Consider the following 23,421-nt stretch of genomic DNA (forward strand, 5'->3'; position numbering starts at 1 on the left):
CCTATTGTTGATCTGACCAGCTTTCTGGATCCTGCTGCCAAGCTGAAAGCATTTCTTTTTCGCTGCTGCTCAGCCCTTCTGCTTCCTCAATAAGGGTGTTGAAGCTTGTAATCGTGTAAAAGGGCACTTCGGCTTCCTGAAAAAGCTTTTCAGCTTTTTTCAGGCCGTATGTAAAAATGGCTGCAACACCCAGGACATGGGCACCTTCTTCTTGTAAGGCCTTCACCGCACTGATGGAGGATCCGCCGGTCGAGATTAAATCTTCAATAACTACAACGCGATCTCCTTTATTTATACGGCCTTCAATCAGGTTTTGTTTGCCATGTCCCTTCGCTTTCGAGCGGACATAGACCATTGGCAGGTTGAGAGCTTCCGCCGCCCACGCTGCATGGGGAATGCCGGCTGTGGCCGTTCCTGCAACGACTGTTGCATCAGGAAAATGGATGTTAACGATCTCTTTAAAGCCTTTAATCAGCTCTTTACGTACGTCCGGATAGGACATGGTAAGACGGTTATCACAGTATATCGGAGACTTCAGACCGGAGCTCCACGTAAAGGGGTCGGAAGGCTTGAGGGCTACTGCCCCGATTTCAAGCAGGTGACGGGCAACGGCATTGTTGTTCATCAGGAATTCCTCCATTCATTATTGTAAGCGCGGTATGCTTTTTTTACATCTTGGGCACGGGTAATGCCGCGGCCTACGACGATGGCACCTGAACCAATACGGCTCGCCTCTTTTGGAGTGACGATCCGGTGCTGGTCGTCAGCCGAATCTGATTTTAGTCTGATTCCGGGGGTAACAGTCAGAAACTCAGACCCTATTGCTCTTTTAATCTCCTCCACTTCATGAGCTGAGCAGACAACACCATCAAGACCACTTTGGTTTGTGAGTTTTGCCAGGTGAAGAACATGTTCGTTAAGATCCGTCTTTATTCCCAGTTCACTTGAGATCATCTCTTCCGTAGAACTGGTCAGATGGGTGACTCCGATGCACTGAGGTCTGTTTTTACCAGCAGGAGTCCCTTTCTCAAGACCTTCAAGCGCCTGCTGCATCATCTGCCTGCCCCCAAGGGCGTGAACATTGACGAGATCCACTTCCAGTCTGGCAATGTTCGTCATCGCCCGCTCAACGGTTGTAGGGATATCGTGGAGTTTCAGGTCGAGAAAAATGCTGTGCCCATGGGACTTTAACTCTTCTATAAACACGGGACCTTCCCTGTAAAAGAGTTCCATCCCCACTTTTACAAATAGAGGCTCGTCAAAGTGATCTAAAAAGCGATGCACCTCAATCCGGTCCGGGAAATCCAGAGCAACGATCAGCGGGTTGTGAGTGGTTGTAACGATGGTCTCCAGCTCCTTCCGGAAAGTTCACTGATAGTTTCAACGTGATAGTGTTCAAGTTTTAGTTCAAGATCTTTAATAATGGTTGGACAGGCAAAAGGATCGACGAAATTCTGTGTCCCTACTGCAACTGCGCTCGCACCAGCAAGAATCAGTTCCAGTGCATCGTCTGCATTGGTAACCCCGCCCATACCGATAATCGGAATACCAACCTCTTGACTGACGGTGTAGATCATTCTCACAGCGACCGGCTTAATGGCTGATCCGGAAAGACCTCCTGTTTCATTTGCCAGAACCGGCTTACCGGTTTGTAAATCCAGCCGCATGCCCAAGAGTGTATTAATCATACTCAGGCCGTCAGCTCCCCCATCTTCCACTGCCCTCGCAACGGATACGATGTCAGTCACGTTTGGGCTCAGCTTGACGTAAACCGGCACACCGGAAACGTCTTTTACCCGCTCGGTTAGTTCCTTTGCAATATATGGGTCGGTACCAAAAGCAATGCCTCCTTCCTTTACGTTCGGACAGGAGATATTCAGCTCAACTGCCTTCACATTCGGAGCTTTGGAGACTTTTCTGGCCACATGCATGTATTCTTCAATCGTGTTCCCGGCAATATTTACGATCACCGGTACATCAAAGCGTTCGAGCCAGGGAAGTTCATTTGCCAGTACGTGTTCAAGACCCGGGTTTTGAAGGCCGATCGCATTCAGCATGCCTCCGGGTGTTTCTGCCACCCGCGGAGTTGGATTCCCTCTTTTCATCATCGGGCTTACCGCCTTTACGCATATGGCACCAAGTGTTGAAAGATCGTAAAATTCACTGTATTCTTTTCCGAATCCAAAGCATCCGGAAGCGGGCATAACCGGATTTTTCATCTCCAGCCCCGGCAGTGATACATTCATCTTCGTCATATAACCACCTCCCCTGCTTTAAATACCGGACCATCTGAACACACTTTCCGGTACCCTTCTTCATTCTTCACGTCACACACACAGGCAAGGCATGCGCCGACTCCACACCCCATCCGCTCTTCCAACGAAAGAAACCCGGGTATGGTCATGTTGTTTTCAATGGCTCTGAGCATGGGGCGCGGTCCGCATGCGTAATAGCGGTCCCCACTCAGGCGGTTTGCAGCAATAACGTCTGTTACAAACCCCCGTTCTCCTAAAGTGCCGTCCTCTGTAGCCACATAAGTCTCTCCGAGCTCGGAAAACTCTGCTTCGTAAAAGACGTCTTCTTTTGATCGAAAGCCAAGGACCGTCGCGACAGAATGTCCCTGTTTCGTCAGCTGCTTTGCAAGTTCGTAGAGGGGAGGCACCCCGATGCCCCCTCCTGTCAGGAGGCAGTGGGATTTTTCTTTGAGTCCTGAAATCGGAAATCCGTGACCAAGAGGTCCGAGTACATCCACCTGGTCACCTGTGCGTTTCTGGCTTAATGCGTGTGTCCCTATTCCTTCAACACGGTACACCATCGTAAAGGCGTTCTTCTGGTGGTCGACACTGCATATGCTGATCGGTCTCCGGAGGGTCGGGACGGTATTGTCTGACACCCTTAAATGGACGAACTGTCCAGGCTCCGCCATTAATTCAACAAGCTCCCCTGATAACGAACATTCGTAAATGTTTTTTGCAATCGGTCTGTGACTGACGACCGTCATCTTTTCTACTTTTTTCATCGCATTGCAGCTCCTTTTCTGGTAAAGCCCATTGCTTCAGTAGAGAAGCTGATTGTTTCAAGGACGGTAAGAAGGGCTTCGGCAGTGTCCATACTTGTCAGGCAGACGATGCCGTTTTCTACAGACTCACGGCGGATTCTGAATCCGTCCCGTGCAGGCTGCTTTCCTTTCGTAAGGGTATTGATGACAAACTGCGTTTTCCCTTCACGGATCGTATCCAGAAGTGTCGGGCTTTCTCCGCCGATTTTAGAAATGACCGTTACCGGAATGTTCTCTTCTTTGATCTTTTCGGCTGTACCTTCTGTTCCAAGGATTCGGTAGCCGATGCGGTGAAAACGTCGCACGAGCTTCATCATGTCTGTTTTATCCTTGTCAGCTACGGTAAACAGGACCGACCCGTAAGTCGGAATGTTCATACCTGAAGCCACCAGTCCTTTATACAGAGCTTTTTCCAAGGTGTCATCTTTCCCCATTACTTCGCCGGTAGACTTCATTTCGGGACCCAGGGTGATATCGACACTTCTGAGCTTGGCAAAGCTGAATACCGGCACTTTCACACACACCTGCTCGGCTTCAGGAAGGCAGCCGCTCTTAAACCCAAGATCAGCGAGCTTTTCACCGATGATCGCTTTTGTAGCCAGATTCGCCATATTCACACCTGTAATCTTACTCAGAAACGGGACGGTCCGGCTTGAGCGAGGATTCACTTCGAGTACATAGATTTCCCCGTCACAGAGAACAAACTGAATGTTTAACAGACCGATAATGTTCAGTCCTTTTGCGATGCGCATCGTGTAGTCTGTAAGCTTCCTTTTAAGCTTTTCGGACAGCTGCTGGGGCGGATAAACTGCGATGGAATCCCCTGAGTGCACCCCTGCACGCTCGATATGCTCCATTATTCCGGGAATCACAACCGTTTCACCATCGGATATGGCGTCCACTTCAAGCTCTTTTCCCTGAAGGTAACGGTCGATGAGGACCGGATGTTTTGCATTCACTTTAACCGCCCTTTCCATGTATTTGAGAAGGTCACGCTCGTGATAGACGATTTCCATCGCCCGTCCCCCAAGGACGTAGGAAGGCCTTACAAGAACCGGAAACCCGATCCGTTTTGCAATAGTAAGCGCTTCGTTTACACTCGTGGCTGTTTTCCCTTCCGGCTGCGGTATGTCCAGTTCCATCATGAGCTGTTCAAAACGGTCCCGGTCTTCAGCCGTGTCCATGTTTTCAAGTGAAGTTCCGAGTATCTTTACGCCTCTTTCAACAAGACCGTCCGCCAGGTTAATCGCGGTCTGTCCGCCGAATTGAACAATGACCCCTTCCGGCTGTTCAAGGTCGACAACATTCATGACATCTTCAACAGTAAGAGGCTCAAAGTAAAGTTTGTCCGAGATGCTGAAGTCTGTAGAGACGGTTTCCGGATTGTTGTTGATGATGATCGCTTCATAGCCCGCTTCCTGAATCGCCTGAACGGTATGGACGGTTGCGTAGTCGAACTCAATTCCCTGACCGATCCGTATCGGGCCGGATCCGAGAACGAGTATGGAAGGTTTGGATGTTACTTTAGACTCGTTTTCCTCTTCATAGGTGCCGTAATAGTAAGGAGTATGGGACACAAACTCTGCCGCACATGTATCCACCATTTTAAATACCGGTGTGATCTTGTTTTCCTTTCTAAATCGCTCCACGTCGTGTTCAGTGACTTTCCAGAGCTTTGCAATTGTCAGATCTGAAAAACCGAGCTGCTTGCATTCTTCAAGAATCTCCCGGTCAAACGGACGGTCACTCAGCTGTTTCTCCATTTCTACAATTGTTCTCAGGGTTTCCAGGTAAAAGTAGTCCACCTTCGTCATCTTGTGAAGCTCTTCGGTTGAATAGCCGAGTCGAATCGCTTCAGCAAGAAGGAAAAGTCTTTCGTCGTCTGCATTTTCAATACGGGAGCGAAGCCATTCATGGCTCAGTTCATCACGGTAAGGGACAGTAATGTGATCGATCCCGTTTTCCGTTGAGCGTACGGCTTTCAACAGACTTTCTTCCAGTGTACGGCCAATCGCCATCACTTCCCCCGTCGCTTTCATCTGAGTGCCGAGTGAGCGGTTGGCGGAGTCGAATTTATCAAAGGGCCAGCGTGGAATTTTCGTAACCACATAATCAAGGGCCGGTTCGAAGCTGGCGAATGTCGTTTTCGTGATCGGGTTTTCACACTCGTCAAGGGTAAACCCTGCAGCAATTTTGGCGCTGAGCTTTGCAATCGGATATCCTGTAGCTTTCGAAGCCAATGCAGATGAACGGCTCACCCGCGGGTTCACTTCAATAATGTAATACTCTTCGCTATCAGGATCGAGAGCCATCTGTACATTACAGCCCCCTTCTACACCGAGTGCCCGGATGATTCTAAGGGAGGCATTTCTGAGCATCTGATATTCCCGGTCTGTCAGTGTCTGACTCGGGGCAACGACGATTGAGTCCCCGGTATGAATACCGACCGGGTCAATGTTTTCCATGTTACAGACAACAATGGCCTGGTCGCTTGCATCTCTCATCACTTCGTATTCCACTTCTTTAAATCCTGCAATACTCATCTCGATCAGACATTGGTTTACAGGACTGTAGGAAATGCCCGCCTTGGTAATTTCCCGGAGCTTTTCTTCATTTTTGGCAATACCGCCCCCTGTGCCGCCAAGAGTGTAAGCGGGGCGTACGATGACCGGATAGCCGATCTCATCAGCAAAAGCGACTGCCTCATCTACAGAATGAACAATCTCACTTGGCGGTACCGGCTCTCCAAGTTCTCTCATGAGAGTCCGGAAAAGATCACGGTCCTCTGCTTTTTCTATCGCTTCAAGATTTGTTCCAAGAAGCTTTACTCCGTATTCTTCCAGGATCCCGCTTTTATCGAGCTCCATGGCCATGTTGAGGCCAGTCTGCCCCCCGAGTGTCGCAAGGAGGCCGTCGGGCTGTTCCTGACGGATAATCCGGCTTACAAACTCAAGGGTGATCGGTTCGATGTACACTCTGTCTGCCACAGCTTCATCGGTCATAATTGTTGCCGGGTTTGAGTTGATCAGAACCACTTCAAAACCGTCTTCCCGAAGCGCCTGGCACGCCTGTGTTCCTGCGTAGTCAAACTCCGCTGCCTGGCCGATAACGATAGGTCCCGATCCGATTACAAGAATTTTATTTACTCCTTCGATTCTAGGCATGAACAATCCCCTCTTTCTTTGTGACTGGCTTATACGTGTCAACAAGGTGTTTGAAAGCTAAAAATAAATCTTTCGCATCTTCAGGCCCGGGACTTGCTTCAGGGTGATACTGGACACTGAAGGCAGGGTGAATCGTGTGGCTTAAGCCTTCCACGCTCTGATCGTTCACGTTTACATGTGTAATTTCAAGATTTGTTTCACTTACAGATGACGGATTTACCGTGTAGCCGTGATTCTGGGAGGTGATGGCCACTTTACCTGTTCGAAGGTCTTTTACCGGATGGTTAGCTCCCCGGTGACCGAAACGCATTTTTTCTGTACTGGCACCAGAAGCAAGGGCGAGGAGCTGGTGTCCGAGACAGATGCCAAAGATCGGGACCTGGCCAAGAAGGTCTTTGACCGTCTCCACCGCTTCCGGAATATCCTGCGGGTCTCCGGGTCCGTTACTGAGCATAACGCCGTCGGGGCTTAGTGCCATAACGTCTTGAGCCTTCGTGTTAAAAGGAACGACAATGACTTCAAACCCAAGAGCGTTCAAATCTTTAATAATGCCTTTTTTCGCTCCGTAATCAATCAGGACAATACGCTTTCCAGATGCCGGTGTGACGTATCGTGTTTTAGTCGACACATGGGCAACCTGTGTGTTTGGAAAAGCTGTCTCCTGAAGTTTTGCCACAACCGCTTCTATATCGGCATCCGTTTCACAGAACATGCCTTTCATCGTGCCGTGTTCCCGGATCATTCTCGTAAGCTTCCTCGTGTCAATCCCCATAAGCCCGGGGATGTTGTTTGCTTTCAGCCATTCGTGCAACGTAAACCGGCTTCTGAAGTGACTCGGATGAACGCTTGCAGATTTCACAATCAGGCCTTTAATGTATGGCGTAATCGACTCAAAATCATCACGGTTAATTCCGTAGTTTCCAATGAGAGGATATGTGAGCGTGAGAATCTGTCCGCAGTAGGAAGGATCACTCATCATTTCCTGATAACCGGTCATGGATGTGTTAAACACCACTTCCCCTGCATTTTCTGTGCTGCTTCCAAACGCTTTTCCTGTAAAGGTGACACCATTTTCCATTACGAGCATTCGCTTTTTCATCTATTCGTCCTCCGTCCATACTTGTTTTCCGTTAAACACGGTCATTACCGGCCAGCCTTGCAGCTCTTCCCCGTAAAAAGGAGTGTTTTTCCCTTTTGAAACGATGTCTTCTTTTTTCACTGTTTTCTCCTCGTCCAGATCGATGACTGTAAATTCCGCCGGTTCGCCTTCTTGGAGTTTCCCGTACGGTAGTTGAAATATTCGAGACGGTTTTTCACTGAGCCAGCCAATGAGCTGATCAAGGGTGAACTGTCCTTTTTTTACAAACTGTGTGTAAAGAAGGGGAAATGCGAGCTCCAATCCGATAATGCCAAACGGTGCTTCTTCCATCGGCAGGCTTTTTTCTTCTTCTGTATGAGGCGCATGATCGGTTGCGATGAAATCGATCGTTCCGTCCAAAAGGCCTTCCACAAGTGCGTTTCGGTCTTCTTTCCCTCTGAGAGGCGGATTCATTTTGTAGTTGGCATCGTTACCCGGAATGTCATCCTCACACAACAGGAGGTGGTGGGGTGTCACTTCTGCCGTAACCTTAATGCCTGCGTTTTTCGCATCCCGGATCACCCGGACACTTTCCTTTGTACTTACATGACAGACGTGATAGTGAGCCCCCGCTGCCTCTGCCAAAAGGACGTCCCTTGCAATATGGACAGCTTCACATACGCTTGGAATACCTGGTATATTCATTGTTTCAGAGAATCTGCCTTCGTGTACGGCCCCGCCGTAGATGAGAGAATTGTCTTCGCAGTGTGCCACCACAGCTTTCCCCAGGTCAGCTGCTCTTTTCATGGCTTCAAACATCATGCCTGCTTCCTGAACCCCGACACCGTCATCGGTGAATGCGAAGATGTCTTTTGCCACCGCCTCCATGTCGACGATTTCCCTGCCTGCTTCACGGACGGTGATCGAGCCGTACGTAAGGACCCGCACCCGTGCATCGTTATGTATTTTCTCAAGAATACCGGCCACATGTTCCGGACAATCAGGAACCGGTCTTGTATTCGGCATGGCGGCAACGGTTGTAAACCCGCCTTTTGCTGCTGCATGAGTTCCTGTAGCAATAGTTTCTTTCTTTTCTCCGCCCGGTTCCCTCAAATGAACATGGACATCTACAAAACCTGGTGCGATCAGCTTGCCGCTCACGTCAATTTCCCGGTCAAATGTCCAGCCGTCACCGGTTCCCATTTGTTCAATCACACCTGTGTCTTCGTTGACCAGGATGTTCATGACCTCTTGCTTCCCTGATTCTGTTAAAATGGCTGCGTTTTTGTAGATGGTTTTCATACGATCTCCTCCTCGAGTGATAATGCCCGTTTAAGTACGGCTTTTCTTACAGCGACCCCATTGGTCATTTGTTTAAAAATCCGTGACCGCTCACATTCAACGACGGTATCTGCTATTTCAACACCCCTGTTAAAGGGTGCCGGATGCATAATGATGGATCCTGATTTCATCCGTATTTCTCTCTCTTCGGTTAATCCGTAAGTTTCATGGTAGCTCTCTTTCGTCCAACCGCCTGTTTCTTCGTGCCGCTCCACCTGAATTCTAAGGAGCATGATCACGTCCGCTATTTCAAGCGCTTCATCCATGGAGACAACCTTTCCTTCTGTGATGTCCTCATCCATCCATTCCGGCGGTCCGGTAAAATAAACCCGGGCACCAAGCTTTCTTAAAATACGGGCGTTCGTTCTTGCCACCCGGCTGTGGCGGACATCACCTGCTATAACGATGTTCAGATTTTGAAAGAACAGGAATTCCTGCTGAATTGTCAGAAGATCGAGCAGTGACTGTGTTGGGTGATCCCCTGCTCCGTCCCCGGCGTTGATGACGGGAATCGAAACCCCTTCAAGATCCTTGTAATAGGCCTGCTCCGGATGTCGGATCACTACCGCGTCACATCCGATGGCCTCAAGTGTTTTTACGGTGTCGTAAAGCGTTTCTCCCTTTTTCACACTTGAATGTTCGACATCGAAGGGCAGTACGTGGAGCCCTAGTTGGTGTTCCGCCATTTCAAAGCTTGTTTTTGTCCGTGTGCTCGGTTCAAAAAAGAGGTTGGCAACGGATTTTTGTGAATGACATTCGAATTCTTTTTTCACAAGCAGGCTGTTTGCTTCAGTTAATAAGTGATCAAGCTCCGTTGCGGTTAAATCATCCAGGGTCCGTAATTGGAACATAGGAATCCACTCCTTTATAAGGTCTTTTAAACAGGGGTGTTGATTTCCGATCTTTGCGGGCCCTTTCTGCGGCGGTGCCCTGCATTCCGACTGCATCGTCATCTTTAAAAGTGTGTTAAAAACCAGCTTTTTAATGGCTAAGCGCCTTTCACTGGACAGCCTGGGGTATAAAAAATACACCCCGAGGCTTCTCAGGGTGCACAGATTCAGCTTAACCGGGTATACGTGTGGCATTCTGCCCGTATACGGTATCGCTGTAAATTGTACCCTTTCATGCCTCTCCGGACCTGATTAAAGGATTCATAGGGCATAAGGCCGGGGGAGTCACAGCTCCCTGCCCACGCTTATGCCGCTTCGTTATTTTCTTTGTCTGTTTTAAACATCTCATCTTCATTGATGGTCTGCTTCTGTCTTCCGGGAAGGATGAAGTTCAACACAATCCCCACAATCGTTGCCAGTGCCATGCCTGACACCTGAACCGCGTCGTTTACTTCGATGAAGGCTCCTCCAATCCCAATCACGAGAATGACTGAAGCTATAATCAGATTTCGCTTTTCTCCAAGGTCGACTTTATTTTCAATCATCATGCGCAGGCCGCTTGAGGCGATAATTCCAAACAGGAGGATCGATACCCCGCCCATGACCGCTGTTGGAATGGTCGTAATGAGTGCGGATACTTTTCCGACGAAGCCGAAGATAATCGCCGTTACTGCGGCTCCCCCGATGACAAACACACTGAACACTCGTGTAAGTGCAACCACACCGATATTTTCACCGTATGTGGTGTTTGGCGGTGCCCCCAGGAAGGAAGACAGGACCGTTGCTACTCCGTCTCCAAAAATCGAGCGGTGCAGACCGGGCTTTCGGATAAAGTTCTTCCCTGTTACTTTACTCAGTACCATTTGATCACCGATGTGCTCGGACAGTGTAACCAGGGCGATCGGAACCATGATGAAGACGATAGCCCAGTTCAGATCCGGTGTGTAGGTAACGAATGGGACAAGGAAGTCCGGTGCCTGAATCCAGCTCGCTTCTCTCACTGCAGAGAAGTTTACAAGTCCCTGTGTGTAGGCGAATGTATACCCGCCGGTAATTCCGATCAGAATCGGAATCAGGCCGAAAAATCCTTTAAAGAACGCTGAGGCAATAATCGTGATCCCAAGTGTAATCATGGCGACGGTAAAGTGGGTTCCGCTGTAACTCTCGGCTACCGGGTCATTCATGGCCATGTCGATGGCGACAGTGGCAAGTCCCAGACCGATTACCATAATGACCGGTCCGACGACAATCGGCGGAAGAAGATTCATGAGCCAGCTTACCCCGGTCTGTTTAATGATCAGAGCAACAATACCGTAGATGATTCCTGCAAAAAAGCTTCCGATCATGGCTCCTTCAGGTCCCCCGATGGAGATCGCTGCAATGAGCGGCATGATAAAGGCAAATGACGATCCAAGGTAGGCCGGTATCTGCCCTCTCGTCACGATGAGATAAGCGAGGGTCCCCAGTCCGCTTGATACAAGCGCTACTGCCGGGCTTAACCCTACAAGCATTGGTACTAAAATCGTTGCGCCGAACATGGCGAATAAGTGCTGGATGCTGAGAACGATCCATTTATCAAATCGCGGGATTTCGTTGATACCTACAGTCTGTGTTTTATTGTTCATGATGAATGCCTCCTATGCTTTTTTCTGCAAACAAAAAACCTCTTTGAGCCCAAAGAGGTATCATCTGCCTGTTTTGCACACATATCCTGTGCACAGGAGGAGAGTACCCCTTCCCAGCCTCACGGGACCGAGTTAAAGGGAGGTTTTTTGCTGTTTTCACATCACTGCTGTTACTTTTGTAAAATCACAACTTCATCGAGTTCGTCTACTTCAGTAAGTCTTGCTTCCACTACTTCTGATTTGGAAGTGGGCACGTTTTTACCGATAAAGTCCGGTCGGATCGGCAGCTCGCGGTGACCTCTGTCAATGAGAACTGCAAGCTGGATCTGCGCCGGTCTGCCTAAATCAATCAAGGCATCCAGGGCGGCTCTTACGGTACGCCCGGTGTAGAGCACATCGTCGATGAGGATGACCTTTTTGTCTGTAATGTCAGTTGAAATGTCCGTTCCTTTTATCTCCGGCTCTTCGTTCTTCGTCTTTACAGTCAGGTCGTCCCTGTACAGGGTAATGTCCACTTCACCGACCGGGATCGACTCGCCTTCAATCTTTTCGATGCGTTCTGCCAGTCGCTTGGCAATGTAAATCCCCCGGGTTTTAATTCCTACGAGGACGCAATTTTCAATTCCTTTGTTCCGTTCAATAATTTCGTGGGCGATTCTGGTGAGGGCTCGGCCGATTGCTTTTTCATCGAGAATTCCTTTAGTCATGTCTGTCCACCTCGCTATCCAATGTAAAAACCCCTCCCAGCACTGCTGAGAGGGGTTAAAAAGACACAATGATGCACCTATCCTGACTGTTCTTTTGAACAACAGGGTGTGCAGAACCTTCTGCGCTTTTCCTTCTCAGCCTCACGGGACTGTATTTAAAGGACTGTTTATTCTTTTATGCTGTCATCATTATTGCACGGGCTCTGACTTAAAGTCAACCATTTTCGCGCTTTAATTGTTCAAGGCATGCTTTCATGTCCTCAGGAAGCGGCGCTTCAAAACGCATCTCTTCCCCGGTGCGGGGATGAACGAAGCCGAGTACTGCTGCATGAAGAGCCTGTCCTAAGATTGGATACGTCGTCTTTTTACGGGGACCGTATTTCGGGTCTGCCATTATCGGGTATCCGATATATTTCATGTGCACGCGGATTTGGTGCGTCCGGCCTGTTTCAAGCTCACAATTTACGTGGGTATGATTTTTAAACCGTTCGATCACCTGAAAATGAGTAACGGCATCTCTGCTGTTTTTTTCCGTCACGGTCATCGCCTGGCGGTCATCTGTGTCACGCCCGATCGGGGCATCGATGGTGCCTGTGTCATGGCTGATCACACCGTGAACGATCGCATGGTACACACGTTTTGTTGTTTTTGCTTTCAGCTGGTCTACAAGTGATTCGTGAGCCTTGTCATTTTTTGCAACCATTAAAAGGCCTGACGTATCTTTATCAATACGGTGAACGATCCCCGGGCGGATCACTCCGTTAATGCCTGAAAGGTCATTACAGTGGTGCATTAATCCGTTCACAAGAGTGCCACTCGTGTGCCCTGGTGCCGGGTGTACAACCATCCCGCGTGGTTTATTGACCACAAGGACATCGGCATCTTCGTATACAATATCAAGGTTCAAGTCTTCAGCCGTAATTTCCAACTCTTCAGGCTCTGGTTCTTCAATGGTAATGGCATCATGTTCCTGTACTTTGTAGTTGCTTTTAACAGGATCTCCATTCACTTCAATATTACCCTCAGCAATCAGATGCTGAATCTGTGAGCGCGAGAACTGGTCAAAAGAATCTGCAAGTACTTTGTCAATGCGCTTTCCTTTTTGTTCTGCTGTTATTGTTACATTAAATTCATTCATTTATTTTTCCCCTGCTTCTTTTCTTCTTTAAATACGTGAATAATAAGTAAACCTACACCAACAACGAGAGCCGAATCGGCTACGTTAAAAATTGGAAAGTTGTATGAGCCGATATAAACATCGAGGAAGTCCACAACTTCTCCGAACAGTAAACGGTCAATAAAGTTTCCGATGGCCCCGCCAAGTACCAGTCCCATACTAACACCGAATAACGTATTATTCTTTGCTTCTTTCTGGATATAATAAGGGACAATAATGAGGACCGCAATCGTGGCAATCAGAAACAGCCACATCTGTCCCTGAAGCATGCCAAAAGCTGCCCCTGCGTTCCTGTGGGACGTAAGGTGAAAGACGTTTTCAATAATCGGAATCGACTGCCGGAGTTCCATATTCTGTACCACGAGCCATTTTGTAAACTGGTCCAGTATAATCACAATTACGGCAATGAAATAGTAGTAAAGAGTCTTCAATTTTTTTCCTCCGTTCCAAACGTTTACCCTTCTGCATTTTAGCACAGGTTCGGCAACGTCACAATACGAAGACGGATGGGACACGTATGATCCGGATTTAGTTTACAGTAATATCATTATGTAAATCAGACGGCATAATTTTAAACTGCCGTCCAATAAAAAACTGTTACATATTTCCATGCGGCTGATTCTGATCATGCATTCAAAAAATTTAGGCTTCCGGGGCTATTCTTCTTCTTCTTCACTTCCGGCCGTTTCAGAAGAATCCTCCGTCAGGCTGTTCACGTAATGGTTGTAATGCTCATTCCGCTCAAACTTCACGCTGTCAGAGCCGTGATAGCCTTCCATGTCAGTGGACAGAAAACCCTCAAGGTCTTCAACATAGCCAACGAGTTCGGTCGAAGATTCCATGCCGAGTTCATCATAAACGCCATCAATTTCATTGAACTGGCTTACAGACTGAAGGCTGTCTTCCGCATCAAACTCCGTTTCCGTATCATCGTTATCGTAGTTGTAACGGTCAAACCCTCCGAGTACCTGTTCTTCTGACGGCCGGTCATAATACGCCTCGTCCGACCCTCTCCGGTCTGCGTGTTCAATGGTTGTTCTTGCAAGGGGATTTGCTTCAAGTCGCTCAGGTGGAATCGGTGTACCGGTTTTTTCGCAGATACCGTACGTTCCTGCTTCGATACGGGCAAGTGCTTCATTAATATTTTGGAGATGATTTTTTACCTGCTCATGAAGGGCAAGGTCTTTGCTTCTCTCAAAAAGTTCGGTGCCGCTGTCTGCAGGGTGGTTATCGTAATTTGAAATCTCACCGGTCTGATCTCTCATTGACTGGTCGAGACCAAACTTATCCATACTTTCAAGATGCTTAAGGACTTCGAATTTTTCTTCAGTGAGCTTTGCTTTCAGTTGGTCAAACTGTCCCATAGTGTGTCCTCCTTTCGAACAGGATTTTATGGACTCCTGATTATTTTCTCCTGTGAAAGTGCAGTTAGACGGGGGAAGTTTTGCTAGGTAAGGAAATGTAATGATTATTGCTTTTTCCTTATTGATTTTTATCATTCAGCTGCGTGTTTCTACGTTTAGATTGGTTTTTTTACACTTAAGCGTACTGATTTTACGGTTAATCCATCCGATTTTACACTTTCATGCAGTTATTTTACAGTTAGCCAGTCATACGAGAACCCTTCTTACACAAAAAACCTCCAAAAGCACCTTTCCAGGTCCTTTCAGAGGCTTTATTCGAACATATACTTTATACGTAGTGATTTTCTACAGTTTCAGCACAGCTTGAGCAAAGGCCCGGGTGCTTTTCACTGGACCCGATAGTCTTACTTACAACCCAGCATCGTTCACATGTTTCCCCTTCAGCAGGTGAGACAACAACACTGACGTTTTCGTATGACTTTGCTTCGGCAGGCGCACTGCCTTCTTCAAGGCTCACTTCTGATGCGATCAGAAGCTTATCAAGGTTAGGCAATTCTTTCAGTAAAACATAATCGTCACCTTCAGCAAACACTCTTACATGTGCTGTAAGGGATTTTCCGATTACTTTTTCGCTTCGTGCTTCTTCAAGAGCCTTCAGAACGTCATCGCGGAGTTCCATGAAGCGGTCCCACTTCTTCGTAAGTTCACCTGCATTGGCATACTCCTTAACCTCAGGCATATCTGTAAGCTGGACGTTGGCTGCTTCTTTTTGCGGAAGCTCTTCCCACGCCTCATCTGTTGTATGGCTCAGGATCGGGCTCAGAAGCTTCAACAGGCTTACGAGCACTTCATACATAACCGTCTGAATGCCGCGGCGGGACGGATCATCTGCATGCTTGATATAAAGGGTATCTTTAGCAATATCCATATAAAACGAGCTCAGGTCGATGGTGCAGAAGTTATGAACTTTGTGGTACACCTGTGCGAACTGATAGCTGTCATAAGCTCCTCTTACGTCGTTGACAAGGTCATTAAGCTTTACGAGCATATAACGGTCAAGTTCGCTCAAATCACCTTCAGCCACAGTATGGCGGGCCGGATCAAAGTCGTGCAGGTTGCCAAGCAGGAAACGGAACGTGTTACGGATCTTACGGTACACTTCAGCTACCTGTTTCAGAATGTTGTCGGATACTCTTACGTCAGACTGGTAGTCAACGCTTGCAACCCAAAGCCTTAGAATATCTGCACCGAGCTGGTTCATTACTTTATTCGGGATCACAACGTTACCGACACTTTTACTCATCTTGCGTCCTTCACCGTCAAGGGTAAATCCGTGACTGATAACAGCTTTGTACGGCGCTTTACCGGTAATAGCAACAGAAGTGGAAAGGGATGAGTTAAACCATCCGCGGTACTGGTCGGATCCTTCAAGATAAACATCAGCCGGACGCTGAAGTTCAGGACGCTCTACGAGTACACTCTGGTGGGACGATCCGGAATCAAACCATACATCCATGATGTCCATTTCTTTCGTAAATTCACCGTTCGGGCTGTGCTCAGACGTAAAACCTTCGGGCAGAAGGTCTTTTGTATCCCATTCAAACCAGATGTTTGAACCGTGTTCACGGAACAACGCACTTACATGATCAATTGTTTCATCAGTGATGATCGGTTCGCTGTTTTCTCCGTAAAAGATCGGGATCGGTACGCCCCACGCACGCTGACGGGAAATACACCAGTCACCTCGGTCACGGACCATGTTGTAAAGGCGCGTTTCGCCCCATTTCGGCAGCCACTCCACGTTGTTCACTTCACGGAGAAGGTCTTCACGGAAGTCTTTAATGGACGCAAACCATTGAGCGGTCGCTCGGAAAATAACCGGTTTTTTCGTACGCCAGTCATGGGGGTACGAGTGTGTCATAAAGGAAAGGTGTACAAGTGCCCCTGCTTCATCAAGTTTTTCTGTGATCGGTTTGTTGGCCGCATCATAGAAAAGACCTTCAAAGCCCGGTGCTTCCTCTGTCATAACTCCTTTATCATCAACTGGACAAAGAACGTCCAGTCCGTATTTCTGTCCGACGATGTAGTCGTCTTCTCCGTGACCTGGTGCAGTGTGTACACACCCTGTACCGGCATCGAGAGTAACATGGTCACCTAAAATCACAAGGCTTTCACGATCGTATAATGGGTGCTGTGCCACGACATTCTCAAGAGTTGCCCCTTTCATCGTGCGCTCAACGGTCACGTCTTCCCAGCCAATCGCTTCTGTAAGGCTTTCCAGGAGACCCTGGGCAACAACGTACTTCGCTCCTCCTGCATTTACAACTGCGTAATCAAGCTCTGGATGAACCGCAATTCCCAGGTTGGCAGGAATCGTCCACGGAGTAGTCGTCCAGATCATGAGCTTTTCCCCTTGTTCCAGAACGCCTTTTCCGTCTTTCACATCAAATGCAACGTAGATGGACGGAGAACGTTTGTCTTCGTACTCGATTTCTGCTTCAGCCAGGGCTGATTCGGATGACGGGCTCCAATAAACCGGCTTTTTGCCTTTATAGATATAACCCTTCTTCGCCATTTCTCCGAATACCTTAATCTGCTGGGCTTCATAATCGTGAGTCAGGGTAATATAAGGGTTATCCCAGTCACCGCGTACCCCGAGGCGCTTAAACTGTTCACGCTGGCTGTCAACCTGACCGATTGCATACTCTTCACACTTCTGCCGGAATTCTGCAACGCTCAATTCCTTACGCTTTACTTTTCCTTTTTTCGTGAGAGCCGTTTCAATCGGAAGACCGTGTGTATCCCAGCCGGGAACATACGGCGCGTTAAACCCTGTCATGGATTTATAGCGGACGATAAAGTCTTTTAATACTTTGTTTAAGGCATGGCCCATGTGAATATCGCCGTTCGCATATGGAGGTCCGTCATGTAAAACAAACAACGGACGTCCTTGTGTACGTTTCTGGACTTGCTCGTAAAGATTTTCTGATTCCCATTTTTCCTGAATGCCCGGCTCGCGGTTAGGCAGGTTGCCACGCATAGGAAACGCCGTTTTCGGCATAAGAAGGGTTTCTTTGTAGTTCATTGTTCTTCCTCCTGTATTCAAAGTGCTCAGCTGAGCTTAACAGGGCAGCGTCATCAGGCTTTGTTCATTGAAAACAAAAAAACTCCTCATCCCAGTAGGGACGAGAAGTTATACCCGTGGTACCACCCTAATGAACGGAAGGCTTACCGTTCACTTAACGCATTCGTAACGTGAATGATACGACACAGCTTACTCCGGATTTCCGTTTCAATGTGTGACTCAAGGGTGATGTTCTGTTTATCCCGTAAGCCGGGCTTTCACCATCCCCGGTCGCTTCGTCTCTACGGACTGATAAACATACTGTCCCTGTCAAGGTCGTTTGTATTAACTTTCATTATCGGCATGCATGTTAGAAATTATAAGGGAAAATTCAAAAAAGCGCAACCGGAAGGCCATCAGCCTTTTGCGTTCTCATAGGCCTCGTCTGCTTCTTCCACTCCGCGGCCGAGATCATCCCACTCATCTCCAGTAAGCATTTCAAGCTGCGCTTCGAGAAGCATCTTAAAACGGGTACGGTAGACTTTGGACTGTTTTTTAAGCTCTTCAATTTCGAGAGCGATTTTTCGGGATTTTGCTAAAGACTCATTAATGATGCGGTCTGCATTCTTTTCCGCTTCCTTGATGATCAGCTTTGCTTCTTTATCAGCGCTTCGTTTAACTTCTTCTGCTGTTTCCTGAGCAACGAAAATCGATTTGTTCAGCGTTGTTTCCAGGTTGGAGAAGTGGTCAAGCCTTTCCTCAAGGTCACTTACTTTATCAAAAAGTTCTTTCTTTTCCCGGATCACCATTTCATAGTCTTTGATTACCTGATCTAAAAATTCGTTCACTTCGTCTTCGTCATACCCCCGGAATCCACGGGTAAATTCTTTATTATGAATATCGAGCGGCGTTAGCGGCATTTCAGGCACCTCCATTTATAATCGTGTTGTTTCCAGCTTATGTACTACTGGCATTTATTCGACACCGTCAGAATGATTTCCTTCTTTTGTGTCAATTTTCTTATTCAGGAAATCCGATAATAAGCCTTACCCGGTCTTTTTTCGTTACGCCTTCTTCAGCAATGATTCTACCACGGCCTTTCCCCCGCACGGAAAGTACATCTCCCGGCATGAGGCGCATCGTTTTATCCGTTGTTACCTTCCAGTTCACTTTTACAAGCTCTCCGTCAATGATCGTTTTCATTTTCGAACGAGAAACATTGAACATCTCAGAAGCAACGGTGTCGAGTCTCATAGATGACACGGTAATCATGGATTCTCTCCATGTGTCACCTGCTTCAAGTATCCGGTCAAGGGAAATTCTCTCCAGATCCACTGAGGATTTCCCGATTTTCTGAACGTTCATTTCGATATAATCACTAACCTCTTCTGCGCAGGAAAACTGCAGCGTCGTACCGTCCTGAATGATGTCACCGAATTTCTCACGCTTTAACCCTAGGTTCATTAAGGCCCCAAGTACCTGCGGGTGTTCTATCGATACGAATTTGCCCGGGTAGTGAACCTGGAAAAGAACGATGGCGAAATCGTCATCCGATGCCTGATAATAATCAGGAAAGATCATGGCACGCTTTCTTTCGGTACCTTTCCCGCCCCCAAAAAAGCGGATCATAACATCCCCTTGTGAGCCAATCAGATTTTCGGCAATCATCTGCTGTCTCGGATCTAGAAAATCCGTCAGCTTCGGACTGTACTGATCCTCACATGTCTGTTTCCAATCCATAACCTGATCTACAAACGCGTGCTCGTCTTTTCTGTAATGTTCGTAAACACTCAACATTAAACCCTCCAACTCAAAAAGGCGCTGACATTACGCCGCGCCTCTGACTATTAAACAAACCAGCCGGCAATCACATGAAGTCCCGAACGGGCAAAGTTGAGAACCAACAGGGCTACAATCGGGGAGATATCAATCATACCGAGCGGAGGAATAATATTTCTAAATGGCGTAAGGTACGGTTCTACTAACCTTCCAACCATTTGTCCAAATGAAGATTCCTTAAGATTCGGCACCCATGACATGAAGATATAAATAAATACTAAGAAGGAATAGAACATCATAAGTGTCGATATTGCATTGATTACTGTTATCATTACATTCACCTACCTAAAAATTCTGTCTGTCATCTGAGAATATTTCTGAAATTGATCCGGTCACATCCACGTTATCCGGTGTGCATAGGAAGATGTTCATCCCGAGTTTCTGAATATCTCCTCCAATAGCATACACTGTTCCGCTTAAAAAATCGACGACTCTTTTTGCCTGGTCGTTATGAATGCGCTGGAGGTTGATGACCACTGCTTTACGGTTCTTCAAGTGGTCGGCAATATCCTGGCACTCGTCATAACTGTGGGGTTCAATAAGCATCACCTTTGCACTGTTGGACTGCTGGATGCTCGCTAAAGAAACAACATTTCCTTTTTCCTTTTTATCATAGGAAGGGCGTTCTTCCCGCTCTCTCTCCTGAGGATAGGAAGGCTCGTCATAGCTCTCTGAAACCTGCTCCTCTACGTACTCGTCTTCCATCTCGAAAAAACGTTTTAATTTCGTTTTAATTCCCATCTCGCATCTCCCCTTCTCATAACATTTAATTACGATTCATTTCCGACAAGTGCAGAACCGATCCGTACAAATGTAGCCCCTTCTTCCACTGCCACTTCAAAATCATTGCTCATACCCATGGACAAATCCCGGCACGGTGCATGAGGATAATTTCTTTTTTCCACTTCTTCTTTAAGCTCTCTCAGACGCCGGAAATAAGGTCTTACTTCCTCCGGGTCATCCACAAATGGTGCCATCGTCATGAGACCCGCCACTTCAATAACAGGATAGCTTCTCAGTTCTTCAATAAACGGCAAAACGTCATCCGGCTCAAGTCCAGATTTGGACTCCTCTCCGGAAACATTCACCTGAACAAAACACTTAAGAGGGGCTTGTCCTGTGTGGCGCTTTTGCAGTTCCTTCGCAAGACTCATCCGGTCCAGGGAATGAAGGTAGTCAAACTTCCCAATCATATGTTTGACTTTTTTACTCTGAAGGCTGCCGATAAAGTGCCATGTGCCGAGGTCCGGAATCGCATCACGCTTTTTAGTACCGCCTTCAACACGATTTTCACCAATATGACGGATGCCTGCCTGAAGAGCTTCCTTTGTCCTTTCCAGGCTTACGTATTTGGTTACTGCAACAACATGAACCCCCTGCGGCTCTCTGTTTACTCTCTCTGAAGCTTTTTTGATGCGCTCCTGAATCGAAATCAGGTTATCTTTAACATTCACAGTGATGCCTCCTTATGCCAAGGCGGGTAATGGTTATTTCATTCCGATAAAACTCATCATTCTTCCTGTTTTCCCCTGATCGCGGCGATGGGAATAAAACAGGTCTGCCTGTTCGTATGTACAGTAAGATGAAGTATAAATCCGGTCTTCTTTTACCCCCTGGGAACGAAGCAGTTTCCGGTTCACTTCCTTAAGGTCAAGAAGATAATGATGCTGAGTAGTTTCTTTTGCAATTTCTCCCGCATTTCCGAGCGGCAGCTTTCCTACTTCATTCATGACCCGTTCATCAACTTCATAACAGGGCATGGAAATAGAAGGACCAATAGCCGCCAGTATCTCATCCTCTTCTGCACCGGCTTCTTTAAACGCTTCAATCATGCTTCCGGCAATGTTAGCCACCGTGCCTTTCCATCCTGCATGGGCAAGACCTGTCAGCCCCACTTTGGGGGCAAAGAAATACAGGGGTACACAATCAGCATACATACTTGTCAGAAGAATTCCTTTTTCCCTTGTAAAAATCCCGTCTGTTTCAGGAATGGCCGTGCTTTGTGAAGTTGCTCCTGTACCTTTATGTTTTTGTGTAATTTCGACTATACGACTGCCGTGAACCTGCTCTGATACGACACAGCTGTCCAGGGAGAATCCTGCAGTCTCTGTTAAAAGCTTACGGTTATTTATCACGTCACGATACTCATCATCTGTATGTAAGCCGAGGTTCAATGTGTCGTAGGGAGACTGGCTTGTCCCGCCTTGGCGGGTGGAAAAACCGGCTTCCAGCTCTGCATTTTCCTCACTGGCTGCCTTTATAAATGGTGCAATTTGTAAATATAAAGGGGAGCCTGATCGTATAAAAGGTTCGTTTTTCGCCATAATCATACCCCCGGATTGTTGTTTCTTTCTATTCTACCATTTTTTTTATCCGTGCGGAACAAATGAAGTGCTTTTTAAGTCGTATCTCCCTTGCTTGGCGGAAGATACTGCCCATCCATAAAACCATTTTCATTGTGGCGGACTAAAATAACGTCTGAACCGATCTTGATGACATTATTCCACGGGATAACAACTTCCTGATCCTTTCCTCCAAATAAATTCATGACTTTTCCCCCGCCAATGATAAGAGCCTCAACACGTCCCGTAGTCAAATTGATGTCCAGGTCGGAAATATGCCCCAACAACCGTCCGTCTGCCAGGTTAACAATGTCTTTTGACTGGATGTCTGATATTTTAAGCACACCAATTCCCCCGCCTCCATAAATGATACTCCAGTATATGCACGTATCAGGCATGTTATGTTGTCAGCCCCGACATGCGATTCAGGTGGGATAAGCGAGAGTGATCAAAAAGTAAAGGTATGTCATTTGAGTCTCCCACTCCGAACTCTATTGTATTAAAAAATTAGGTAAAACTCCTGACAACTGCTGTAAATTTAAATGCAGGCTCTGTTACAGATAGATGTTTATTTCCGCTCATTGCACTTTCCGCGGGCGGTTCGATCCTCAGCGCTTTGCGCTTCCGGGGTCTCCCCGGAACTCGCTTTTCCCGCAGGAGTGTCGCGCATTCGCTCAAATAAAGCTACAACAATGGCCATTTAAAGGCATAAAAACCAGGTTTGTTTTTATGTAATCTTTTCTGTGGCCTCCCTTGGGGAAAAAATGTATATACCGTCCAACAAATCCATATCTCAATAAAGGTTATGGCACCTGTCTTATTCTATTTTCAGGGCAGCGTTTCACAACAAAAAAACCTGCACGAATGCAGGTTTTTAAAGGTTATTCTTTTGCATGCTTGTTCATCTGCTGAATCGCAGCTTTCTCAAGACGGGACACCTGCGCCTGGGAGATTCCGATTTCATCGGCCACTTCCATCTGCGTCTTGCCCTGGAAAAAGCGCATGTCCAAAATGAGCTTCTCCCTGTCATTTAAACGGATCATCGCTTCTTTCAGTGCGATTTCTTCAATCCATTGGGAATCCTTCTGCTTATCATCGCTGATTTGATCCATCACAAAGATCGGATCCCCTCCGTCATTATAGATCGGCTCAAATAAACTGACCGGATCCTGAATGGCATCGAGGGCAAAAACAATGTCCTCTTTTGGTACGTCAAGGACTTTTGCTATTTCCTGAATGGTTGGTTCACGGTCCCGTTTTTTCTCACTCATAAGAGTGTCCCGGATCTGCAGCGCCTTATACGCAATATCACGAAGAGACCTTGAGACGCGGATCGGGTTGTTATCCCGGAGATAGCGTCTGATTTCACCGATAATCATCGGTACGGCATACGTTGAAAATTTTACATTCTGTCCTAAATCGAAGTTATCAATCGACTTCATCAGACCAATGCAGCCGACCTGAAACAAATCGTCTACATACTCGCCGCGGTTATTAAAGCGCTGAATAACGCTTAAAACGAGGCGCAGGTTTCCATTAACGAGTTTTTCCCTCGCGGATGTATCACCGTTTTGCATTTCCTCAAACAAAATTCGCATTTCCTTGTTCTTCAGTACAGGTAGCTTTGATGTATCTACTCCGCAAATTTCAACTTTGTTTCGTGTCAATGCCTTCCCTCCCAACAGGAGCTGATGTACAAAATCAGTTTCTCCGTCAGAGGGAAATTTATGCAGAAAAAGTAATTCTTAAAATTTGCACTTTAGGAAAGAGAG

22 protein-coding genes and 1 other annotated feature are annotated in these 23,421 nt (G+C 47.3%); all 22 genes read right to left on the reverse strand.

Annotation, left to right across the window (positions count from 1 at the left end; genetic code table 11):
* Position 1 precedes the first annotated feature (1 nt).
* Positions 2 to 625, reverse strand: a complete 624-nt coding sequence (gene pyrE / locus JSY36_RS08705) for an orotate phosphoribosyltransferase (RefSeq protein ID WP_205166093.1) — start codon at positions 623 to 625, stop codon at positions 2 to 4.
* Positions 625 to 1,320 (reverse strand): orotidine-5'-phosphate decarboxylase, encoded by a 696-nt coding sequence (pyrF, locus tag JSY36_RS08710; protein WP_205166417.1) that lies wholly within the window; start codon positions 1,318 to 1,320, stop codon positions 625 to 627. The genes pyrE and pyrF overlap by 1 nt, the downstream gene beginning before the upstream one ends.
* Entirely contained in the window at positions 1,317 to 2,255 is a 939-nt protein-coding gene (locus JSY36_RS08715; RefSeq protein ID WP_205166094.1) for a dihydroorotate dehydrogenase, read from the reverse strand. The genes pyrF and JSY36_RS08715 overlap by 4 nt, the downstream gene beginning before the upstream one ends.
* Positions 2,252 to 3,019, reverse strand: coding sequence for a dihydroorotate dehydrogenase electron transfer subunit (locus tag JSY36_RS08720; protein WP_205166095.1), 768 nt, complete (start codon positions 3,017 to 3,019; stop codon positions 2,252 to 2,254). The genes JSY36_RS08715 and JSY36_RS08720 overlap by 4 nt, the downstream gene beginning before the upstream one ends.
* Positions 3,016 to 6,222, reverse strand: a complete 3,207-nt coding sequence (carB, locus tag JSY36_RS08725; RefSeq protein ID WP_205166096.1) for a carbamoyl-phosphate synthase large subunit — start codon at positions 6,220 to 6,222, stop codon at positions 3,016 to 3,018. The genes JSY36_RS08720 and carB overlap by 4 nt, the downstream gene beginning before the upstream one ends.
* Positions 6,215 to 7,321, reverse strand: a complete 1,107-nt coding sequence (locus tag JSY36_RS08730; RefSeq protein WP_205166097.1) for a carbamoyl phosphate synthase small subunit — start codon at positions 7,319 to 7,321, stop codon at positions 6,215 to 6,217. Before JSY36_RS08730 ends, carB begins: the two co-directional genes overlap by 8 nt.
* Positions 7,322 to 8,602: a dihydroorotase gene (locus JSY36_RS08735; protein WP_205166098.1), complete on the reverse strand. Its 1,281-nt coding sequence runs from the start codon at positions 8,600 to 8,602 to the stop codon at positions 7,322 to 7,324.
* Positions 8,599 to 9,492, reverse strand: coding sequence for an aspartate carbamoyltransferase catalytic subunit (locus tag JSY36_RS08740; protein WP_205166099.1), 894 nt, complete (start codon positions 9,490 to 9,492; stop codon positions 8,599 to 8,601). Before JSY36_RS08740 ends, JSY36_RS08735 begins: the two co-directional genes overlap by 4 nt.
* A 344-nt stretch (positions 9,493 to 9,836) precedes the next feature.
* Entirely contained in the window at positions 9,837 to 11,156 is a 1,320-nt protein-coding gene (locus tag JSY36_RS08745) for a solute carrier family 23 protein (protein WP_205166100.1), read from the reverse strand.
* A 170-nt stretch (positions 11,157 to 11,326) separates the two neighbouring features.
* The gene (gene pyrR / locus JSY36_RS08750; protein ID WP_122897183.1) at positions 11,327 to 11,863 is read right to left on the reverse strand and encodes a bifunctional pyr operon transcriptional regulator/uracil phosphoribosyltransferase PyrR; all 537 of its coding nucleotides are present in this window, start codon (positions 11,861 to 11,863) and stop codon (positions 11,327 to 11,329) included.
* 214 nt (positions 11,864 to 12,077) lie between these two features.
* A complete protein-coding gene (locus JSY36_RS08755; RefSeq protein ID WP_205166101.1) occupies positions 12,078 to 13,001 on the reverse strand; it encodes an RluA family pseudouridine synthase in 924 nt (307 codons plus the stop codon).
* A complete protein-coding gene (gene lspA / locus JSY36_RS08760; protein WP_122897185.1) occupies positions 12,998 to 13,471 on the reverse strand; it encodes a signal peptidase II in 474 nt (157 codons plus the stop codon). The genes JSY36_RS08755 and lspA overlap by 4 nt, the downstream gene beginning before the upstream one ends.
* Before the next feature lie 225 nt (positions 13,472 to 13,696).
* Positions 13,697 to 14,404 carry a TraR/DksA C4-type zinc finger protein gene (locus JSY36_RS08765; RefSeq protein WP_205166102.1) on the reverse strand — a complete coding sequence of 236 codons (708 nt, stop codon included), beginning with the start codon at positions 14,402 to 14,404 and terminating at the stop codon, positions 13,697 to 13,699.
* A gap of 328 nt (positions 14,405 to 14,732) precedes the next feature.
* Entirely contained in the window at positions 14,733 to 17,489 is a 2,757-nt protein-coding gene (gene ileS, locus JSY36_RS08770; protein ID WP_205166103.1) for an isoleucine--tRNA ligase, read from the reverse strand.
* Positions 17,490 to 17,582: 93 nt separating this feature from the next.
* Positions 17,583 to 17,811 (reverse strand) — a binding site (T-box leader).
* A gap of 73 nt (positions 17,812 to 17,884) precedes the next feature.
* A complete protein-coding gene (locus tag JSY36_RS08775) occupies positions 17,885 to 18,388 on the reverse strand; it encodes a DivIVA domain-containing protein (RefSeq protein WP_122897188.1) in 504 nt (167 codons plus the stop codon).
* A gap of 100 nt (positions 18,389 to 18,488) precedes the next feature.
* The gene (locus tag JSY36_RS08780) at positions 18,489 to 19,265 is read right to left on the reverse strand and encodes a YlmH family RNA-binding protein (protein WP_236784697.1); all 777 of its coding nucleotides are present in this window, start codon (positions 19,263 to 19,265) and stop codon (positions 18,489 to 18,491) included.
* A 50-nt stretch (positions 19,266 to 19,315) separates the two neighbouring features.
* Positions 19,316 to 19,579 carry a YggT family protein gene (locus JSY36_RS08785; protein WP_122897189.1) on the reverse strand — a complete coding sequence of 88 codons (264 nt, stop codon included), beginning with the start codon at positions 19,577 to 19,579 and terminating at the stop codon, positions 19,316 to 19,318.
* A 13-nt stretch (positions 19,580 to 19,592) separates the two neighbouring features.
* Positions 19,593 to 20,048, reverse strand: coding sequence for a cell division protein SepF (locus JSY36_RS08790; protein WP_122897190.1), 456 nt, complete (start codon positions 20,046 to 20,048; stop codon positions 19,593 to 19,595).
* Positions 20,049 to 20,077: 29 nt separating this feature from the next.
* On the reverse strand, positions 20,078 to 20,761 hold the full coding sequence (locus JSY36_RS08795; RefSeq protein ID WP_205166104.1) for a YggS family pyridoxal phosphate-dependent enzyme: 684 nt from the start codon (positions 20,759 to 20,761) through the stop codon (positions 20,078 to 20,080).
* Positions 20,762 to 20,794: 33 nt separating this feature from the next.
* Complete coding sequence (gene pgeF, locus JSY36_RS08800) at positions 20,795 to 21,631, reverse strand: peptidoglycan editing factor PgeF (protein ID WP_205166105.1); 837 nt, start codon at positions 21,629 to 21,631, stop codon at positions 20,795 to 20,797.
* 74 nt (positions 21,632 to 21,705) lie between these two features.
* The gene (locus tag JSY36_RS08805) at positions 21,706 to 21,993 is read right to left on the reverse strand and encodes a YlmC/YmxH family sporulation protein (protein WP_122897193.1); all 288 of its coding nucleotides are present in this window, start codon (positions 21,991 to 21,993) and stop codon (positions 21,706 to 21,708) included.
* Positions 21,994 to 22,530: 537 nt separating this feature from the next.
* On the reverse strand, positions 22,531 to 23,316 hold the full coding sequence (sigG, locus tag JSY36_RS08810) for an RNA polymerase sporulation sigma factor SigG (protein ID WP_122897194.1): 786 nt from the start codon (positions 23,314 to 23,316) through the stop codon (positions 22,531 to 22,533).
* Between the last annotated feature and the right edge of the window lie 105 nt (positions 23,317 to 23,421).

The sequence above is a fragment of the Alteribacter salitolerans genome (assembly GCF_016901055.1).
In the GTDB taxonomy this organism is placed as follows: Bacteria; Bacillota; Bacilli; order Bacillales; family Salisediminibacteriaceae; genus Alteribacter; species Alteribacter keqinensis.

Coding starts and splice junctions, on each gene's coding strand:
- JSY36_RS08785 (WP_122897189.1), bottom strand. CDS start 19,579: ATGATAACAGTAATCAATGCAATATCGACACTTATGATGTTCTATTCC.
- JSY36_RS08720 (WP_205166095.1), bottom strand. CDS start 3,019: ATGAAAAAAGTAGAAAAGATGACGGTCGTCAGTCACAGACCGATTGCA.
- pgeF (WP_205166105.1), bottom strand. CDS start 21,631: ATGGCGAAAAACGAACCTTTTATACGATCAGGCTCCCCTTTATATTTA.
- JSY36_RS08730 (WP_205166097.1), bottom strand. CDS start 7,321: ATGAAAAAGCGAATGCTCGTAATGGAAAATGGTGTCACCTTTACAGGA.
- JSY36_RS08765 (WP_205166102.1), bottom strand. CDS start 14,404: ATGGGACAGTTTGACCAACTGAAAGCAAAGCTCACTGAAGAAAAATTC.
- JSY36_RS08790 (WP_122897190.1), bottom strand. CDS start 20,048: ATGGGAATTAAAACGAAATTAAAACGTTTTTTCGAGATGGAAGACGAG.
- ileS (WP_205166103.1), bottom strand. CDS start 17,489: ATGAACTACAAAGAAACCCTTCTTATGCCGAAAACGGCGTTTCCTATG.
- JSY36_RS08755 (WP_205166101.1), bottom strand. CDS start 13,001: ATGAATGAATTTAATGTAACAATAACAGCAGAACAAAAAGGAAAGCGC.
- carB (WP_205166096.1), bottom strand. CDS start 6,222: ATGCCTAGAATCGAAGGAGTAAATAAAATTCTTGTAATCGGATCGGGA.
- JSY36_RS08780 (WP_236784697.1), bottom strand. CDS start 19,265: ATGTTGAGTGTTTACGAACATTACAGAAAAGACGAGCACGCGTTTGTA.
- JSY36_RS08715 (WP_205166094.1), bottom strand. CDS start 2,255: ATGACGAAGATGAATGTATCACTGCCGGGGCTGGAGATGAAAAATCCG.
- JSY36_RS08745 (WP_205166100.1), bottom strand. CDS start 11,156: ATGAACAATAAAACACAGACTGTAGGTATCAACGAAATCCCGCGATTT.
- pyrE (WP_205166093.1), bottom strand. CDS start 625: ATGAACAACAATGCCGTTGCCCGTCACCTGCTTGAAATCGGGGCAGTA.
- JSY36_RS08740 (WP_205166099.1), bottom strand. CDS start 9,492: ATGTTCCAATTACGGACCCTGGATGATTTAACCGCAACGGAGCTTGAT.
- pyrR (WP_122897183.1), bottom strand. CDS start 11,863: ATGACTAAAGGAATTCTCGATGAAAAAGCAATCGGCCGAGCCCTCACC.
- JSY36_RS08735 (WP_205166098.1), bottom strand. CDS start 8,602: ATGAAAACCATCTACAAAAACGCAGCCATTTTAACAGAATCAGGGAAG.
- JSY36_RS08775 (WP_122897188.1), bottom strand. CDS start 18,388: ATGCCGCTAACGCCGCTCGATATTCATAATAAAGAATTTACCCGTGGA.